Here is a 15628-nt window from a genome sequence, read left to right on the forward strand (position 1 = left end):
CAATGCAGTGGGCTTTTCCCTATGACGTGATCGTGGTGGGCGGCGGCCATGCCGGCTGCGAAGCCGCGGCCGCGTCGGCGCGGCTGGGCGCGCGCACGCTGCTGCTCACCCACCGGCTCGACACGATCGGCGAGATGTCCTGCAATCCCGCCATCGGTGGGCTGGGCAAGGGCCATCTGGTGCGCGAGATCGATGCGCTGGACGGCCTCATGGGCCGCGCCATCGACCGGGCCGGCATACAATTCCGCACCCTCAATCTTTCCAAGGGTCCGGCCGTGCGCGGGCCGCGCGCGCAAGCCGATCGCAAGCTCTATCGCGCCGCCGCGCAGGCGTTGCTGGCGGAGCAGGACAATCTGGAGATCCGCGCCGCGGCGGTTGCCGATATTCTTCTAGATGCACGCGGCACGTGTGCCGGTGTGACGACGGAATCCGGGGCTGAAATCGGCGCGGGCCGCGTGATCCTGACGACGGGGACGTTCCTCCGAGGTCTGATTCACCTGGGTGAAATCAAGACGCCGGCCGGACGGGCGCGGGGCGATGGGGTTGAGAGACCATCGACGATGCTCGCGGAAAAGTTGCAGCGGTTTGGCTTTGGTTTGGGGCGTCTAAAAACCGGCACGCCGGCCCGGCTCGATGGGCGCACGATCGATTACAGTTCACTCGAGCGCCAGGATGGCGACGATCCGCCGGTGCCGTTTTCGTATCTGAGCGATCGCATCACCACGCCGCAGATTGCCTGCCACATCACGACCACGACGGCAGCCACGCACGCGATCATCCGCGCCAATCTGCACCGCGCGCCGATGTATTCCGGCCAGATCGAGGGCGTGGGGCCGCGCTATTGTCCCTCGATCGAGGACAAGGTCGTGCGGTTCGCCGCCCGCGAGCGGCACCAGATCTTTCTCGAGCCCGAGGGGCTGGACGATGACACCGTCTATCCCAACGGCATCTCGACCTCCCTGCCGCGCGAGGTTCAGGTCGCGATGTTGCAGACCATTCCGGGGTTGGAGCATGCAGCCATGCTGCGGCCGGGGTATGCCATCGAATACGATCATATCGACCCGCGGGAACTGCACGCCACCTTGGAGACCCGCCGGATCCCGGGGCTCTACATGGCGGGCCAGATCAACGGCACCACGGGCTACGAGGAAGCCGCTGCTCAAGGCCTGATCGCCGGGTTGAATGCAGTGCTGGCAAAGCCCTTCATCGTCGACCGTGCCGACGGCTATCTCGGTGTTTTGATTGACGATTTGGTCAGTCTGGGTGTGACCGAACCCTATCGGATGTTCACCTCCAGGGCCGAATATCGCCTGTGGTTGCGGGCCGATAATGCCGATCAGCGCCTGACTCCGCGCGGTCTGGAGATCGGTTGCATCGGTTCCGAGCGCGCAAGAATGTTTCACGTGAAACATCAAGCCCTCGTTGCTGCCCGTGAGCTGACATCGGGATTGAAACTCAGCCCCTCGGCCTTGGCCAAGCTCGGGATCGCGATTAACCAGGATGGTATCCTCCGCTCAGCCTCGGATCTGCTGGCTTACCCGGAAATCACTTGGCCGAGGCTTGTCGAACTCTGGCCAGAACTTGGCCCGGTTCCCGCGGACATCGCCGAACAGCTTACGATCGACGCTCGCTATGCCGGTTACCTGGACCGCCAGCGCCAGGATATCGGCGCCTATCGCCGCGACGAGGCGTTGGAGCTGCCGGCCGACCTCGACTATGGCGCGGTTGGCAGCCTGTCCAACGAAGTTCGCCAGAAGCTTGAGATTCACAAGCCTGCGACTTTGGGACAGGCGGCGCGGATCTCGGGTGTGACTCCCGCGGCCTTGGTGGCCTTGCTGAAATACGTCCGTCGCCGGGCGGCTTGAATGAGCCGCGATCTCTTTGTCCGCGAAATGCGGCACATCGGGGTCGATGTTTCACGTGAAACACGGGACCAGCTCGAAGGATTGGTCAACACACTGGTGCGCTGGCAAAAGGCTATCAACCTGGTCGGCAATGCCACCATGGATAGTATCTGGATCCGCCATGTCCTGGACTCGGCCCAGCTCAAGCTCCTGATCCCGCCAAGCGCCAAAACCCTGACCGACCTCGGCAGCGGCGCCGGCTTTCCAGGCCTGGTCGTCGCAGCGATGCGGCCTGATCTGGACGTCACACTGATCGAAGCGGATGCAAGGAAAGCAGCCTTTCTGGGCGAGGCCGGACGCCGCATGGGCCTGGAAAAACAGCCTAAAATCGTGGTCGGCCGAATCGAAACGGTACCCCCGGCCAAAGCCGATGTCGTGACCGCCCGCGCATTGGCGCCGCTCGGCCAGTTGCTGAAATGGGCTGAGCCGCACCGGACGGATACCGCTATTTGCCTTTTCCACAAGGGGAAGGACTGGAAGGCCGAACTCGCCGAGGCCATGAAGGGCTGGGATATCCCCGGCAAGCCCTTCACCAGCGTGACCGACCTTGACGCCGTCATCCTCCGAATCGGCCCCTACGGTCTTCGCGATCGCCAATCAAAAGGGCGGGGTCGGAAAAACCACGACGGCGATTAACCTCGCCACCGCCCTGGCCGCGGTCGGCGAACGGGTGCTGCTGATCGATCTGGACCCGCAGGGCAATGCCTCGACCAGCCTCGGCATTGCAAGAAGTGAGCGTTCACCTGGTTCTTACGAATTCCTGCTCGGCCTGTCGCCGCTCGCCGAGTGCGTGCGGACCTCGCGGATCCCCAACCTCGAGGTCATCCCGGCCGCGACCTCGTTGGCCGGCGCCGAAATCGAGCTGATAGACATGGAGCGCCGTGAGCATCGCCTCGTCGAAGCGCTCGCCACCGGCGACGCCCGCGCGCGCTGGACCACGATCCTGATCGACTGCCCGCCGTCGCTCGGCCTCGTCACGTTGAACGCCCTGGTCGCCGTCGATGCCGTGCTGGTGCCGCTGCAGGCCGAGTTCCTGGCGCTGGAAGGCATCGGCGCGCTCGGCACCACGGTCGAGCGCATCAAAAAACGCCTCAACCCAAGGTTGCACATCGCCGGCGTGGTCCTCACCATGGTCGACCGCCGCATGACTCTCAGCCAGCAGGTCGAGGCCGACGTCCGCGCCCACTATGGCGAGCTGGTGTTCGGCACCACCATCCCGCGCAATGTCCGCATCGCCGAAGCCCCCTCGCATGGCCTGCCGGTGCTGATCTATGACAACGCCTGCGCCGGATCGCAGGCCTATATTCTGCTGGCGAGCGAATTCATCCGCCGCCGACGTACCGCAGCAGAGCAGGCAGAACAGAAGGCCGCCCATGAGTCAGTCCCCTAAGCCACGCGGCCTCGGCCGCGGACTCTCCGCGCTCCTCGGCGATGACGAGGTTGCCGCCACGGTTGCAGCGCCCGCGCCCGCCCCACCGGCGCCGCTGCCCGACTATCCAAGCAAGGACGTCGCCAACACCTATGCGCCCAACCGCCCGCCGCTCACGCTGCCGATCGGCCAGCTGAAACCCGGCAAGATGCAGCCGCGCACCAGCTTCGAGGGCATCGAGACGCTGGTCGAATCGGTCAAGGAGTTCGGCCTGCTGCAGCCCATCCTGGTGCGGCCGCTGCGCGACTCGGCCGACACCTACGAGATCATCGCCGGCGAACGGCGCTGGCGGGCGGCGCAACGGGCGCAGCTGCACGACGTGCCGGTGGTGATCCGCTCGATCGGCGACATGGACGCGCTGCAGCTCGGCCTGATCGAGAACCTGCAGCGCGCCGATCTCACGCCGATCGACGAGGCCCAGGGCTATCGCCGCCTGATGGACGACTTCACCCAGACCCAGGACGACCTCGCCAAGACCATGGGCAAGAGCCGGCCGCACATCGCCAACACGCTGCGCCTGCTCGACCTGCCGCCCTCGGTGCAGGAGATGATCCGGCTCGGCCAGCTCTCGGCCGGCCAGGGCCGCGCGCTGGTGGGCGTGCCCGATCCGGTGGCGATGGCGCAACGCGCCTTCGAGGAGAAGCTCACGGTGCGCGAGCTCGAGCGGCTGGCCGGCGCCGAGAAGCGAAAAGGCAAAGGCGGCAAGGCGGGCGCCGCGGCAGCCAAGAGCGCCGACACGCGGGCGCTCGAAAAGCGCATCGAGGAAGCGCTCGGCCTGAAGGCCGATCTCAAGCTGCGCGGCGCGGGCGAGCAGACTTTGCTGACGCTCGAGATCCGCGACTTCGATCAGCTCGACACGGTGGTGGAGAAGCTGACGCGCCGCTAGCGGCGGCGACGCCATCGCCAAGCAGATGACGCGGACGATGACGATCGCCGAGACCGTTCGCGGATGCGGCAATTTCCCCGGATCGACCGGCTGTAGCGGATGCACGCGAAGCAAAGTTCCATTATATAAAACGACATGAAGGTGAAGCAGGAAATCCAGGAGCTTTTCCCCACGCCGCTCTGGGTCGTCGACCTTCCGCCGGCGGACGCCGTTGCCTTCAACGCCAAGCTCAAAGCCGAAATCGAAGCCATCATCGCGCCACGCCCCAAGGTGCCGAGCGGCAGCAACTGGCAGACGCCGCAGGATCTGCACACGCGTCCGGCCTTCGCCGACTTCACCCTGCTGGTCGAGAAGGTCGCACGGAGCGTCGCGCAATATCTGCAGGTCGAGAAATTTCCGCTGATGATCACCGGCTGCTGGGCCAACATCAATCCACCCGGCAGCTACCACCCGACCCACAACCACCCGAACAATTACCTGAGCGGCGTCTACTATGTCGCCGTGCCGGCGACCGGGTCGCACCTTCTTTTTCAGGACCCGCGGCCGGGCCTGATACTTCCCCCGACCGCCAAACTCGGTCGCCTCACCGCCAACGCCTCCGTTGCGCAAACCCAGCCGGGCCGCATGGTGATATTCCCGTCGTGGCTCCGGCACCACGTTCCTTCCAACGAAGGCACGACCGAGCGCATCAGCATCGCGTTCAATCTCATGTTCGCGAACTTCGCCGAGACACTGTCCGCGCCGAGCTGGAAGCCGACGGCCGGCAACAGCTAGGGCGCCGTGATCCGGAATTCCCCGGCGCTGAACCTACTTGTCGCCGAGCGTGTTGACGGGCTCCCAGCCCGGTCCCGGCGGCTTGGCGGCAAGCTCCAACGCGCGCGCGAGAAACTTCGCCGCCACGGGATCGTCGGCCGCGCTTTCGCGGAAGCGGGCGGCAGCGGCCTCGAAGTCGCCGGCGCGCCAGCGCTCGAGGCCGGCTGCGTAGATGGCGGCGTGCGCGCGCTGATCGGCTGACGGTTCGCCTTCGGCCAGGGCTTCGTAGATCCGCACCGGCTGGTCCCGGCCCTTGACCCGGATCCAGTCGAGCTCGCGCCAGGCGAAGGCGGGGCCGGCGAGATCGACCGTTGCCTGGGCTGCCATGATCGATGTGTCGAAATATTTGTTCGCGCCTTCCAGCCGCGAGGCCAGGTTCACCGCGTCACCCATCACCGTGTAGTTGAAGCGCCGCCGCGAGCCGATGTTGCCCACCAGCACCTCGCCGGAATTGAGTCCGATGCGCTGGCCGACCGGGCGCGACTTGAAGGGCTCGACGCTGGCGTTGATCTCTTCCAGGCGCTGCCGGCAGCGCAGGGCGGCGCGCACCGCGCTGGCGGCGTGGCCGGGATCCTCGGCTGGCGCGCCGAACACCGCCACGATGGCGTCGCCGATGTACTTGTCGACGAAGCCGCCCTCCTCTTCGATGATGTCGGTCATCGCCGAGAGATACTCGTTCATCATCGCCACGATCTCGGCCGGCTGCATGTGCTCCGAGAACGATGAAAAGCCTGCGACGTCGGAGAAATAGATGGTGACCGTCCGCGCCTCGCCGCCCAGCTCCGGCGGGCGGCTCGACGACAGCATGCGGTCGATGACGGCGGGCGCGAGGTAGAGCGCGAAGCTCTGGCGCAAGAGCCGCTTGTCCTTGTCCGCGACCATGAAGCGGTAGCCCACGGTTGCCACCAGCGCGACGAGCGACGCCAGCAGCGGCTGCAGCAACGGCAGGGCGAGGCCGCCGCGAAAGACCGCCGTGGCCACGCCTGTCCACACCGCGGCGCCGGCTGCCCAAGCGAGTGCCGCCCGCGCCGGGCTGAGCGACAGCGCGGCACCCGCGGCCAGCAGCGCGAGCACGGTGGCGATCGCGGCGACGACGGGGCGCCCCTGTTCCGTGACGGCATCGCGCCTGATGAGATTGCTGACGGCGGTGGCGTGGGCGTAGACGCCCGAGATCGAATCGCGCACTGGGCCGCTCCCGGCCGGCGGCGGCAGCACGCAGCGCGGGCCCCGCGCCGCCTCGGCGCCGGTGGCCAGGCGCTTGGAGGTGAGCCTGCGATCCTCGACGTCGAGCAGGGTGCCCAGGATCACCACCTTGCCGGCGAACTGCCGCTTGAAAAACTCCTTGTCGCCCTTCCCGGCACAGGCGCTGAGGTCGGCCAGCGAATAGGTTGGAATGCCGTCGGCGCCGCCGGCGAAGTTCAGTGTCAGTGTGTTGGCGACCTGCGACGGCACGCGATAGCCCGCGAGCGTCAGCCCGCCGGCATCGTCCCATGCCGGAGTCTCGCGCAGTGCCCGCGCGGCCAGTTCGACCGCCATCGACGGCATGCGGGCGCCGTCGACGGTGAAGGAAAGCGGCATGCGGCGGATGACGTCGTCGGAATCGCTGTAGGCATTGAGCGCGCGGATGTTGCGTTGCTGGCCGACGGCGACGCGCTGGCCCGGCGACGGCTGGATCGGCCGGTCGGAATGCTGGACCTGGCCCAGCACCAGCTTGCCGTCGCGGGCGGCCCCCGCCAGCGCGCGCAGGTAGTCGCGGTCGAAGCCACGCACTCGGGCACCCAGTGTGGCGCCCAGCGTCTCGTCGCCGAAGGGCATGCGCGACTGCTCGATCGACACCGGGAAGACGACGTCGAAGCCGACCACGCTCGCCCCGCCCTCAACGATGTCGGTGAGCACGCGCCCGATTTCGCGGGTCCAGGTGACGTTGGGTGTGCCTTCGAACGGTGGTGTGCGGTAGGTCTCCTCGTCGAGGGCGACGACCACGACGGGTGAGTCCTGCGGCGGCCGGTCGTTGCCCAGGATCCTCCAGCGAAGCCCGGTCAGGACATCGAGCGAGAGGCCGCGCAATCCGTCGAACGGCGGTGTCGCGACGCCGATGCCCGCCGCCAGGGCAAGCGCCAGAGCCACGAGAAGGTGGCGGCGCATCCGGCGAAAGCCTTGTCAGCCCGCGGGCTGGAAGCGCAGCAGCCGGCCGGCCACCGGCTCGGCGCCCTCCTTGGCGGCGGCATCGACCTCGAAGACGATCTGCTGGTCGCCCACCTTGGCGCGATAGACGACGCCGGGCTTCAGGCTCTTGTTGAGCTTGGCGAGATCGTAGAAAGCGCCATGCACCGCCTGGGCCGGTGCCAGGACCAGTTCCATCCGGTCGCCGGCGACATCGGCGCGCTCGATGACCAGCGTGCCACCCCCCTTCAGCTCGACGACGGGTGAGCGGCCGTAGATCTTGAACTGGGGCTTGGGCGGCGTGTTGGGGCCGGGTGCCTTGCGGAACACCATGGCCGCGCTCTGCTTCGATTGAGCGGCGGCCAGTTCCATCTTGCCGCCGTCGCAGCCGACCTTGGTCCGGTCGACGGCGCCGCCCTGCACGTCGCTCTGCTCGGTGCCCACCGTCACCGTTCCACCGCGGATGCTCTCGCGCCAGCATGACTTGAGGTAACCCAGCACGATCGAGTCGCCGGCGGCGAGTTTGATCACCTTGCCGGGCTCGACATAGTCCATGAATTCGACGCCGGCCGGCTTGCCCGACACGTCCTCGACGACGGCGACTGGCGCGTCGGCCCAAGCGGGCTGTACGGTGAGAAAAAGTGCGGTGAACGCACCCACTTGCATTATCTTCACTGTTCTGCCCCCAAGTCTTCTCGAATTACGTCGCGACTCCGGTCCAGGTCTGGCCTCCGCTGCACAAGGCCACTCGGCGGTCCCGTAGCGCCCGATCATCGTTCTACCTCACACGACCAGCCTCGGCGCCTCGCGCCATCTTCATCCTCACCGCACAATGAACTGCACGATGGCATCCACCACCTGGGCGTCGGCACCCATGAAACCGTGCGCCGAGCTGGGGCCGCAGGGATCGCGGCCGCCGCCGCCGCCGCCGATCCACTGCAGGGTGGCGCGGCCGCCCGTCCAGGCGACGAACGGCTCCACCGCCGCGACCGGCGTGAGGTCGCAGGCGTCCTTGCGGTTGGCCATCACCAGCGTCGGCGGCAATACGGTGGGCGTCTTCAGCGCTTCCTGCGCCGGCAGCTTGCCGGGCGCCATCAGCGAGCCCGAGATCAGGACCAGCGTGTCGGGCTTGGCGCCACGACCGACGCCGGTGGCGGCGAAGAACACGCCGGCGCTGACGCCGATCAGCGCCACTGGCTCCTTCACCTTGCGCATGTACTCGATCGCCTGGCCGAGTCGCGTGCCGTGCGGCACGGTGAGGGTGGCGATGCCGCGGGCATTCAGCGCCGCGCGGTTGCGCAGCAATGGATCGTTGGGATCGATGCCGCCCTTCCCAGGCACCAGCACGGCGCTCGCCCGGGCGTTGGGCGGCACGTGCAGGAAGGCCTCCTTGTCGCCGATCGTGACGCTCTGCTGGGCCTGCGCTGTCGCCCCGAGCAGGATCAGGCAGGAGGCGGTCAAGGCAAGGAGCGAGGCGCCCGCAGGGATCAGCTTCAGCAACATGTCGTCCGTCCTTTCGTGAAGCGTTCGGATCAGCCACCGTCGCCGATGATGCTGTAGGGCGCCCAGAACAGCGGATGGGCATAGGTGAACAGGGGCTTGCCCTTGTCGTCGAGATAGCCCGGGCCATCCATCACGCCCAGCATTGCCAGGCGCAGCGCTTCGGCGCGGGCCAGCTTCGGGTCGGCCGCCTGGCGGCGGAAGATGTCGGTCACCAGTTCGCGCGCGGACTGCGAATGCACCGACCAGTTGGTCACCAGGATGGCGCGTGTGCCGGCATAGAAGAAGGCGCGGCCCAGCCCTGAAGCCGCTTCGGCGCCCGCGCCGTCGCCCGCGCCGGTGTTGCAGGCCGAGAGCACGACCCAGTCGGCGTCAAGCTTGAGGGCGAGGATCTCGTCGAGGGTCAGCAGACCGTCGCCCGGCTGGCCGGTGACATCGGGCGCGGAGAGCGCGAGCGCGGGCTGATGCAGGCCGTCCAATTCGCCGGGGACGAGTCCGTGGGTGGCGAACATGACGACGCGATAGTTCGAGAGGTCGGTCCGCTTCACGGTCTCTTCGTCGGCGGACTTGCCCATGTTGAGGACATGCGCCGGGTCGGAACGTAGGGCCAGCGCAACCGATCGCAGTTCATCGGCGGTATCGGGCAACCGCGGCAATTCGCTGATGCCGGCGCTGGCGAGCCCCTCGGTGCGCGGCGACGAGCGGCGGTCGAGCGGTGTGTCCCGCGACGAACCCGACGTCGCCGGCGTCGACGACTCCAGCTTCTGGGCCTCGGTCGCTTGCTGCCGATTGAAGAAGGGATCGCCGAAGCCGATCACGGGCTCGCGCTTCGCCGAGCCCGGCTGCAGCTGGCGCAGCGTCCGCAACGCCGCCGCCGACGGCATCATGGTGACGGCGTGGGTTCGCGCCAGCCACGCCACCTTGCGATAGTTGGCGAAGGCCGTTCCGGCATCCGTCGCGGCCACGACCGGCTCGACCGGCAAGGCGCCCAGCGGCAACAGACCGAGCGAGCCGTTGGTCGCCACAATCAGGTTGCGCGCGGGTTTCCACGCCGCCTCGACGGGTTTCAACAGCAGCGCATAGAGGTCGTAGGCGAGCGCCGTATCGTAAGCGGGAATTTCGGCGATGGTCGACGCATTCGGTTCGAGCGACTCGCGCAGCTTGCGGATCCTGGCCTCGATCTCCTGCGGTGGCGCCGCAATCTCGGCGAACAGCACCGGCCCCTCCTTGGGCACCGCCCAGACGAAATCCTTGTCGCGGCCGAAGTAGAAGGACAGGAACGTCTCACCTGTACGCAGGGCATTTCTCGTCTGTTCGACGGTGGCGGGCTTGGGATCGATCAGTTCGGCGTAGTCGGGAAAGCGCACCCCGATCTCGAGGCGCGCGGCCTCGTGCTCCCGGCCGAGCCGGGCAATCTGCTCGCGCAGCTGCGCCACGCTCGCCTCGTCGCGTCCGCTCACCGGCAAGGACAGGAGATTGTTGAGGGTTCCGAGGCTGGCCCCCATCTGCTTGCGCAGGTCCTGCTCGTGGCGGGTCAGCGCCGACAGCACCGGGTCGTTGGAGGTGACGCGGGCGCTGGCCGCGGCGACGGCCGTTCCGACCGAGCGTCCCCGGACAGTGTCGGCGAGCGCGAAGGTGGTGGCGGCCGTGTCGGCCGAGGCTGGCCCGCGTGCCAACAGGCCGATATAGGCTTCGACGATGTTGCGGACCTGCAGATGCCGGGCGGCAACCGTCGAGCTGTCGTCGTCCTCTGCGGCCCGCGACTGGGAGGCCAGCACCGGGATGGCGGCCCGGAATTCCTCCAGCGCGGCCGGATCGCGACCGAGCCGAGCCAGACCTTCCGCCAGGATGCCGCGCGCGATGGCGTAGTTGATGTGGTTTTCGCCGACCCGCCGCCTCTGGAGGGCGATCATCTCCCTCGCCCTATCGACGCCCGCCACAAGCTGTCCCGTATTGTAGAGCGTGTAGATCCGGGCGGGTGTCAGCCTCACGAAGTCCCTGCGGTCGGATTCCCAACCCGCCGTGGCCTTGTCGATGGCGGCCTGAACCTCGGCGGCCTCGGACCAGCGGCCTTGAAAGTACAAGGTCGATGCGAGCTGATTGAGAGGGGCAACGAACGTAAATGAGTCTTCGGCAAAGCCGATGGTACGGAGTGTCTCGACCGCGATTCGGGCCAGCCGTTCGGCTTCCGGATAGCGGCCCTGCTGGATCAGCACCTCGGCGAGCCGCGAGACGAAGGTCAAGGTGACTGGATGGTATCTTCCTGCCCGTCCGAGCTGGCTGAGCAGGGCCCGGCGGACGTCGACTTCGGCTTCGGCGACGCGACCCTGCAGCGCCTTGGCCCGCCCGAGCCTCACGACGGTCGCGTCGATGGTGCGCAGGAAGCTGGCGCGCGGCGGCGTGTCCGGCCATTTGTCCGACTTCTCCATCGAGTCGCGCCGCGCCACCTCCGATTTTGCGTAAGCCGCTTCGGATTCGGCATGCCGGCCCAGTCCTCCGAGATACCAGGCGCGGGCGAATTCGAGATCGGCCTCGAAGCTGCTGTCGACCAGGGCAGCCTTCGGACCGTTCCGCTTGGCCTCGAAGAAGGCGTCGCTTTTTGCCAGATAGGCTTCCGCCGACTTGAAGTCGCCCAGGGACACGAGGTGGGTGATTATGTGCCGGTAAATGTTGAGCAATGCCTGGTCGGTCCAGCCGCTCGTCGGGTGGGCCTTCTCCATCTCCGTCAGCAAGACGAGGGCCGGCTTGGGATCGCCGAGGAAACCACCGGTGTATTGAGCGGCGATGAATTGCTGCTGGGTAAACACGTTCCGCGACAGCTTCCGGCGGAGCTCCACCGACTTCTCGGCATCGGCGATGGCCTCGAGCCCGCGGCCGAGTTCCGAGCGTGCGAGGGCCCGGTCGAAATAGAACGCGGCCAGGGCGCCGTCGTTCAGGCCGGTGGCGGGCTCCGCCGAAGCTCGGGCCTGCAGTCTCGCCACGCGCGCGGGGTCAGGCTTCTCCTGGTCCAGAATGGCCGCGATGTCGGCGACGCTGCGCGGCGGAGCAACGAAGGCCGGGGCCTGTTGGGCGATGGCGGCAAGAGGCGCGAGGGCAACGAACACCAGGCCGAGAACGACGCCGAATTTCATGGGTGCTGTCAGCCTTGCCCGGGGGGAAGCGTACAGATCGAAGCGTAGCCGGATTCTGCTGCCTTGGCGAAGATTCTTGTCCGGCGACGGGATCGTCGAGCGCCTCACCCGGCGCCGAGCGCGGCCTCGACCAGCTTCCACTCGGCCAACAGCTCGGCCACGTCGGCGGGGCTGGCGGAATCTTCCAGCTTTGCCGCGATGTCGCCGAGGTGCACGGCGCCTGCCGCCCGCGCCGCGCCCTTGAGCTTGTGCGCGAGGTCGGTGAGCCGGGCGACATCGCCTTGGGTTGCCGCGATCTCGGCCACGACGGTTGCCGCCGAGGCGCGGAAGCGGCCGAGCAGGCGGTCGATCGTCGCCCGGTTGTCGCCGAACATGTGGGCGAGGACCGATCGATCGATCGGGTCGCGTGGCGGGTCGCTGAGCGGGCTCGTGCCGCCGGCGTTGCCGGATGAGGTGTCCGCCGGCTCGCCCATCCAGCGTTCGATCTCCTGCCGCAGCCGGTCGAGCGTCAAGGGCTTGGTCAGGTAGCCATCCATGCCGGCGGCCAGGCAGCGGTCGGCCTCGCCCTTCAGGGCATTGGCCGTCAGCGCGATGATCGGCGTCCGCCGCCCGGCGCGGCTCAGTGCCTCCTCGGCGCGGATGTGGCGGGTGAGTTCGAAGCCGTCCATGTCGGGCATGTGGATGTCGGTCAGCAGCAGCGCATAGGGTCGTTCGCGCCAGCGCGCGAGCGCTTCCAGCCCGTCCTCCGCGGTGTCGACCGGCACCCCCAGGATCTCGAGCTGGCCCGTCAGCACTTCGAGGTTCACCGGGTAGTCGTCGACCGCCAGCACCCGGCCGGCGATGGCCTGGTTCTCGACGATGGGCTGCGCTGTCGCGGCCTGCCCGTCCGCGGCATCCGGCAAGGCGAGATCGAGCGTGACGGTGAAGACCGATCCCTTGCCCGGGGTGCTTTCGACGCGGGCGTCGCCGCCCATGAGCTCGGCCAGCCGGCGCACGATCGAGAGGCCGAGGCCGGTGCCGCCATAGCGCCGCGTCGTCGAGCTGTCGGCCTGCGAAAAGGGCTGGAACATGCGCGCCACCTGCTCCGCCGTCATGCCGATGCCGGTGTCGGAGACCGACAGGGCGACGCGGACCCGCCGGCCGGCGACCGACAGCGCCCGCACCGAGATGCGGATTTCGCCCGCTTCCGTGAACTTGATGGCGTTGCCCACCAGATTGAACAGGATCTGGCGGACGCGCGTGGCGTCGCCGCGCAGCAGATCCGGCGTGCCGGGCTCGATCGCGGTCGCGATGGCGAGGCCGCGACGCTCGGCCTGGACGGACAGCGTATCGGCCGTGCCCTCGACGAGGGCGCGCAGCAGGAACGGCGCCTCCTCGAGTTCCATGCGGCCGGCCTCGATCTTCGAGAAGTCGAGCACGTCGTCGATGATCCGCAGCAGCGCCGTCGCCGAGGTCCGCATGGTCGTCACCAGCCTCTTCTGGCGGTCGTCGAGCGGCTCGCGTTCCAGTAGCTCGGCGGTGCCCATGACGCCGTTCATCGGTGTCCGGATCTCGTGGCTGATGGTGGCGAGGAAGGTCGACTTGGCCTGGTTGGCCGCCTCCGCGGCGTCGCGCGCCCGCTCGAGCTCGGTCTGCCGCCGCTTGAGCTCGGTGATGTTGCGGTAGATGCCGAGCGTGCGGCCATCGCCCACGGGCCGGAAGTTGAACTCGACGTGGGTTCCCGAGGGCATCATGCGTTCGAACTGGCAACCGGCGGGGTCGAGGATGCGCGCCACTCGTTCCTCGATCGAGAGGGTCTTGCCGTCGACGACGACCTGATCGCCAGCCTCGATCTGCAGCCGCACAAGTTGAGGCAGCGTGAGGTTGCGCGCCGCTTCTTCCGGGATTCCGAACTCCTCGCGGACCGCGTTGTTCATGAAGGCGACGCGGCCGTCGGCCTGGAACAGGCTGATGCCGTCCGTCATGGTCTCCAGGATGGTGCTCGTGAGCTTGTGCGCCGAGGCGACCTCGTCGCGCGCGAGCTCGAGGTCGGCCTGCCGGCGCTTGAGGTCCGAGATATCGCGGACGACGACCATCGTGTTGCCCTCGCCGACCGGTCGAAAGGCGAACTCGACATGGCGGCCGGACGGCAACATCCGGTCGGAGCGGCTGCCCTTGGGATCGACACACAGGGCCAGCCGCTGCTCGAGCGTCAGCTGCGTGCCGTCGGAAGCGTAGAGGTGATCGCCAACGGCCATCTGGGCGCGAATGATGTCGTCCAGCCTGATGGGACTGGGCAGCGAATCCTCGGCAATCCCCAGCGCCTTTGCCGACACCTCGCGGTTGGAATAGACCAGCCGGCGCTGCTGGTCGAAGACGCTGATGCCGATGGGCACGCCCTTGAGGATCGCGGCCATCAGGTCCTGGGTCGCCGCGACTTCGTCGCGCGCCTTGGCGAGTTCACGCTGCTTGTGCTTGAGGTTGGTGATGTCGCGATAGATGCCCAGCGTGCGGCCCTCGCCGATCGGCATGAACTGGAACTCGACATGGCGGCCCGAGAGCAGCTCACGATCGAAGCGGCTGCCCTCAGGCGCCAGAACGCGCGCCAGCCGCTCCTCGACCGAGAGGGACCTGCCATCGACGATGACCTGGTCGCCCGCCTTCTCCTGGGCGGCAATCACCTCCGAGAGGTTGATGCCGGGCTGGATGATCACCCCGGCGAAGCCGAACAGCTCGCTCATCATCTTGTTGGAATAGACGATGCGCTGGCCTTCCAGCAGCACGACCCCCTCCGGCATGCCGTCGAGGACGACGCTCAGCAGTCGCTGGATGGATTCCACCCTGTCGAGGGCGCGCTCCAGCGAGACCTGGCGCTGCTTCAGGTCGGTGATGTCGCGGTAGATACCCACCCTCTTGCCGTCGCTCAGCGGGCGATAGAAGCGCTCGATGTGCCGCCCCGAGGGAAGCACGCGTTCGATACGCTCGCCCGCCGGATCGAGGATGCGCGCCAGTCTTTCCTCGACCGATAGCGCCTTGCCCTCGACGACCACGCGCTCGCCGGCGTCATGCTGGTACTGCAGGAGTGCGACGAGCTTCTTGCCTTGAATGGCCGCTGCCGAGCTCACTCCGAAATAGTCGCGCAGCGCCTTGTTCGAATAGAGGAGCTGCTGGTCCGAACCGAACAGAACGACGCCGTCAGTCAGGCTGTCGAGCACTTCGCTCAACGATGCCCGCGCCGCCGCCGTCTCGGCATGCGCCTGTCCCAGCTCCTTTTCCCGCAGCTTCAATTCGGTGATGTCGCGGCAGACGCAAAGCGTGCGTCCGCCGTCCAGGGGACGGAACACGATCTCACCGTGGCGGCCATGTGGCAGCTTGCGTTCGAACCGGCTGCCCTGGGGAACGAGGATGTGGGCCAACCGCTCCTCGATGGACAACACCCTGCCGTCGACGGTCGCCACGTCGCCGGCGGCCTCTCGGGCCCGCAGGATATCCTCGGCTTTCGTGCCCGCCGGCACGGGCCCGACATCCAGGAAGTCCTGCGCCGCCTTGTTGATGTGGACCAGCCGGCGGTCGGCGTCGAACAGGGCGATGCCGTCCGTCATGTTCTCGCACAGGGTTTTCATGAGGTCGCGCACGGCGGCAAGTTCCGCGCGCGCCTCGCGAAGCTGGGCTTGTGCCGTCGCTGCATCGCTGGCGTTCGGCGGTTCGTTGGCAGTCGAATTTCGGTTGTCGGACATGATGCCTTTTACGCCCTCCCCCGTTTCCCCTTTGTAACGCGCCGGGCCGGAAATGTTTCGTGGGTTACGCGAGCCCCGGCGGGCGT

At 67.5% G+C, this 15628-nt stretch carries 10 protein-coding genes; 5 read left to right on the plus strand and 5 right to left on the minus strand.

What is annotated here, in order from left to right; translation table 11 throughout:
* Window positions 1-2: 2 nt before the first annotated feature.
* The 5 genes from mnmG to EPO55_RS24555 all read left to right on the plus strand — a co-directional run bounded on the left by mnmG (window position 3) and on the right by EPO55_RS24555 (window position 4993).
* Window positions 3-1865 (plus strand): tRNA uridine-5-carboxymethylaminomethyl(34) synthesis enzyme MnmG, encoded by a 1863-nt coding sequence (gene mnmG, locus EPO55_RS24535; RefSeq protein ID WP_296340105.1) that lies wholly within the window; start codon window positions 3-5, stop codon window positions 1863-1865.
* Window positions 1866-2540 carry a 16S rRNA (guanine(527)-N(7))-methyltransferase RsmG gene (gene rsmG, locus EPO55_RS24540; protein ID WP_296340106.1) on the plus strand — a complete coding sequence of 225 codons (675 nt, stop codon included), beginning with the start codon at window positions 1866-1868 and terminating at the stop codon, window positions 2538-2540.
* The gene (locus tag EPO55_RS24545; RefSeq protein ID WP_296340107.1) at window positions 2452-3294 is read left to right on the plus strand and encodes an AAA family ATPase; all 843 of its coding nucleotides are present in this window, start codon (window positions 2452-2454) and stop codon (window positions 3292-3294) included. Before rsmG ends, EPO55_RS24545 begins: the two co-directional genes overlap by 89 nt.
* A complete protein-coding gene (locus EPO55_RS24550; RefSeq protein WP_296340108.1) occupies window positions 3278-4219 on the plus strand; it encodes a ParB/RepB/Spo0J family partition protein in 942 nt (313 codons plus the stop codon). Before EPO55_RS24545 ends, EPO55_RS24550 begins: the two co-directional genes overlap by 17 nt.
* A 135-nt stretch (window positions 4220-4354) precedes the next feature.
* Window positions 4355-4993: a TIGR02466 family protein gene (locus EPO55_RS24555; RefSeq protein ID WP_296340109.1), complete on the plus strand. Its 639-nt coding sequence runs from the start codon at window positions 4355-4357 to the stop codon at window positions 4991-4993.
* A 33-nt stretch (window positions 4994-5026) separates the two neighbouring features.
* On the opposite strand, the gene EPO55_RS24560 is transcribed toward EPO55_RS24555, so the two are convergent.
* From EPO55_RS24560 to EPO55_RS24580, 5 genes are all read right to left on the minus strand, one after another.
* Complete coding sequence (locus EPO55_RS24560) at window positions 5027-7177, minus strand: adenylate/guanylate cyclase domain-containing protein (RefSeq protein ID WP_296340110.1); 2151 nt, start codon at window positions 7175-7177, stop codon at window positions 5027-5029.
* A 15-nt stretch (window positions 7178-7192) separates the two neighbouring features.
* Window positions 7193-7855, minus strand: a complete 663-nt coding sequence (locus EPO55_RS24565) for a hypothetical protein (RefSeq protein WP_296340111.1) — start codon at window positions 7853-7855, stop codon at window positions 7193-7195.
* A gap of 162 nt (window positions 7856-8017) precedes the next feature.
* Window positions 8018-8698: an alpha/beta hydrolase gene (locus EPO55_RS24570; protein WP_296340113.1), complete on the minus strand. Its 681-nt coding sequence runs from the start codon at window positions 8696-8698 to the stop codon at window positions 8018-8020.
* A 29-nt stretch (window positions 8699-8727) separates the two neighbouring features.
* Entirely contained in the window at window positions 8728-11826 is a 3099-nt protein-coding gene (locus EPO55_RS24575) for a CHAT domain-containing protein (protein ID WP_296340115.1), read from the minus strand.
* A gap of 104 nt (window positions 11827-11930) precedes the next feature.
* The gene (locus tag EPO55_RS24580; RefSeq protein WP_296340116.1) at window positions 11931-15542 is read right to left on the minus strand and encodes a PAS-domain containing protein; all 3612 of its coding nucleotides are present in this window, start codon (window positions 15540-15542) and stop codon (window positions 11931-11933) included.
* Window positions 15543-15628 lie beyond the last annotated feature (86 nt).

This window comes from Reyranella sp. (assembly GCF_004296935.1).
GTDB lineage: Bacteria > Pseudomonadota > Alphaproteobacteria > Reyranellales > Reyranellaceae > Reyranella.

Coding starts and splice junctions, on each gene's coding strand:
- mnmG (WP_296340105.1), top strand. CDS start 3: ATGCAGTGGGCTTTTCCCTATGACGTGATCGTGGTGGGCGGCGGCCAT.
- rsmG (WP_296340106.1), top strand. CDS start 1,866: ATGAGCCGCGATCTCTTTGTCCGCGAAATGCGGCACATCGGGGTCGAT.
- EPO55_RS24550 (WP_296340108.1), top strand. CDS start 3,278: ATGAGTCAGTCCCCTAAGCCACGCGGCCTCGGCCGCGGACTCTCCGCG.
- EPO55_RS24555 (WP_296340109.1), top strand. CDS start 4,355: ATGAAGGTGAAGCAGGAAATCCAGGAGCTTTTCCCCACGCCGCTCTGG.
- EPO55_RS24560 (WP_296340110.1), bottom strand. CDS start 7,177: ATGCGCCGCCACCTTCTCGTGGCTCTGGCGCTTGCCCTGGCGGCGGGC.
- EPO55_RS24570 (WP_296340113.1), bottom strand. CDS start 8,698: ATGTTGCTGAAGCTGATCCCTGCGGGCGCCTCGCTCCTTGCCTTGACC.
- EPO55_RS24575 (WP_296340115.1), bottom strand. CDS start 11,826: ATGAAATTCGGCGTCGTTCTCGGCCTGGTGTTCGTTGCCCTCGCGCCT.
- EPO55_RS24580 (WP_296340116.1), bottom strand. CDS start 15,542: ATGTCCGACAACCGAAATTCGACTGCCAACGAACCGCCGAACGCCAGC.